The sequence below is a fragment of the Nocardia sp. NPDC004604 genome (genome assembly GCF_040609795.1).
GTDB lineage: Bacteria > Actinomycetota > Actinomycetes > Mycobacteriales > Mycobacteriaceae > Nocardia.
Window position 1 is genome coordinate 1 of sequence record NZ_JBEXLC010000321.1, and the last position, 2,189, is coordinate 2,189.

3 protein-coding genes are annotated in these 2,189 nt (G+C 67.0%); 2 read left to right on the top strand and 1 reads right to left on the bottom strand.

Features of this window, described 5'->3' with window-relative positions; genetic code table 11:
- Positions 1-181: 181 nt before the first annotated feature.
- Both ABZW16_RS43800 and ABZW16_RS43805 read left to right on the top strand, forming a co-directional pair.
- Positions 182-967: a hypothetical protein gene (locus tag ABZW16_RS43800; protein ID WP_354962076.1), complete on the top strand. Its 786-nt coding sequence runs from the start codon at positions 182-184 to the stop codon at positions 965-967.
- A gap of 118 nt (positions 968-1,085) precedes the next feature.
- Complete coding sequence (locus tag ABZW16_RS43805) at positions 1,086-1,463, top strand: hypothetical protein (protein ID WP_354962077.1); 378 nt, start codon at positions 1,086-1,088, stop codon at positions 1,461-1,463.
- A gap of 69 nt (positions 1,464-1,532) precedes the next feature.
- Here the strand turns inward: ABZW16_RS43805 and ABZW16_RS43810 are convergent.
- A partial coding sequence (locus ABZW16_RS43810; protein WP_354962078.1) for a DUF1906 domain-containing protein occupies positions 1,533-2,189 on the bottom strand: 657 nt, incomplete at its 5' end.

A 2,189-nucleotide genomic window follows, 5' to 3' on the forward strand; every position in this document is an offset into this window, starting at 1 on the left:
GATGGCGCTACCGTCTGATAACACTGATCGTCCACAACAGAATTAGGGGCTTGGCAGCTGTACAACATGGCGATCATGTCCCTAGAGTGACCCCGAAACGATGGCTTTTTGCATCGCTCCTGTGATGTACCCGAGGTTAAGGACGGCTAGACCAGTGCTTCGCACCCGAGGATCGCGGATCATGTTGTCCGCGCTCGCCATCGCAGCGAGCGCTTCGCTCGCCGCGCCGTCGACGGCAGTCGCGGCACCGGCCCCAGCACCCGTCGCATCGCGGAACGCCATTCCCATGGTTCCCGAGGGCGTCCCGATCGATATGCTCGCCGCATTGGCCCCGGCCATTGTCGGCGCCATCGCGGGACCGGCCGATGCCAAGCCGGTCGCCGATGCCAAGCCGACCGCGGATTCGCCGAAGAGCGCGATCCTCGATCAGGCGCGGGCCCTGCTGGCGTCGCTGAACCTGCCACCGCAGATCAAGTCCACCCTGGAACGGATCATCACCTTCCTGGACGGCAGCGGTGGCGGCGGCCCCGAGGTCCCGCAGGGTGGCCCGGCCATCGCCCAGTTCCTCTACCCGAGCATCGGCAAGGGCTGCATCGGCCCCGGCGCCGATTCGGTCGGCACCGCACTTGCCGTCCCGGGCCCGGCCACGCTGCCGCCGCCGGGACCGCAGGCCGGTCAGACCGGATTCGTGTTCACCGCACTCGGCACCAGGGGGCCGACGCCGGACCAGAATCCGCCGATGACGGTCCAGTGGCTGAATCTCGACACTCGCCAGTCCGGCGTCCAGCCGCTGACCGACGAGGCGAAGATCAACCCGGACGGTCCGGCCACGCTCTCGGCGATCGTCAACACCGGTTCGGGACGGGTCGTCGCGGTCGTCGGCGGTTCGCTGACCACCAAGGCCGAGGACGCCGACCCGCGGACCTGCTCGTTCCTGCCGATGCTCGGCTTCTTCACCGTCGCCTGATTCCTCCCCGCGAAGCCCGGTGGCCCGAACAGGGCCGCCGGGCTTCGCTGCTGTCGACACATCGTCCGAATCGTCGCGATAGCGCGCCGTCGGGAAAGGACTGTGGTAGACCAAAGCCATGGCGACTGTCGATAATTCGCTTCGGTCCCGTTCCGCGATCCACCCGGGTCATTCGATCCGGAGCAAGCGTTCGCGCCGTTCGATCCTGTCCATCCGCTCGGAAGGCTCGATCCTGTCCATCGGCTCCGCCTACTCGATCCTGTCGATCGGCAGCGTGGGCTCAATTCTGTCCATCGGCGCCGTCGGATCGTTCGGCTCGGTGATCTCGTCGTTCTCGATCGGCAGCCTCGGCTCCGCCTTCTCCGGCATCTCCCGCTGGTCGCTGTTCTCCTGGCGCGGCGACCATGAGGCCCCCGATAACCGTCCCACCCTGCGCGTGGTCCCCGACGACGAACCCGAACTCCGCGTCGCCGCTACCTGCCACTGCCAAACGTAGTTCGATCGAGATCAGGTGGAATCGCTTCGGCCCGGGTAGGCGCGCGGTTCCACCTGATCTCGGTCTAGTTCACCACTGGCCGTATTCGGCGGCCAGGATGTTGTTCACGTCGACACCTATGCCGTCGATGGCTCGCTTGTCGATCTCGATCTGGTGCAGATGGGCGGATGGGTGCACGAAGCCCTTCGGTGTGCCCCAATTGTGCTGCCAGTACCAGGACCCCAGGTCCGCGACCCGGGCCAGCTCGATGGTCGGTGAGTTCGCGTAGATACCGACGTTCTGCTTGCCGATCACCGACTCCCAGCCCAGGATGTAGGGCGCGATCATGGTGGCGAAATCGACCGCGGTCGGATTGTCGTCGATGGAGGCGTAGATCGGACGGTTCTCCGGGCCGCCCGCGGCGAGGTGCAGTTCCAGCCCGCGTGCCGCGTGCTTCTTGCCCGCCTCCATACCGCCGCGCCAGTCGGCGGTCGATCCCTTGCCGAACTGGTAGTTCGACACGATTGTCAGACCCGCGGCATGTAATTGGTCGACCTCGTTGGCGCGTAGCGGCTTACCGGCCATCCATTCCGCACCGGGGCGGCGATCCGAGACGTAGCGGATGACGCCGAGGTGGCCGTCGTCCCGAATGGCGCTGGCGGCGGGGATGCCACCGGCGTAGTCGACGAGCGTGCCGAGCACACCGGCGGCCGCCGCCGTCGGCATCGCCGCACCGCGGGCCGCGGC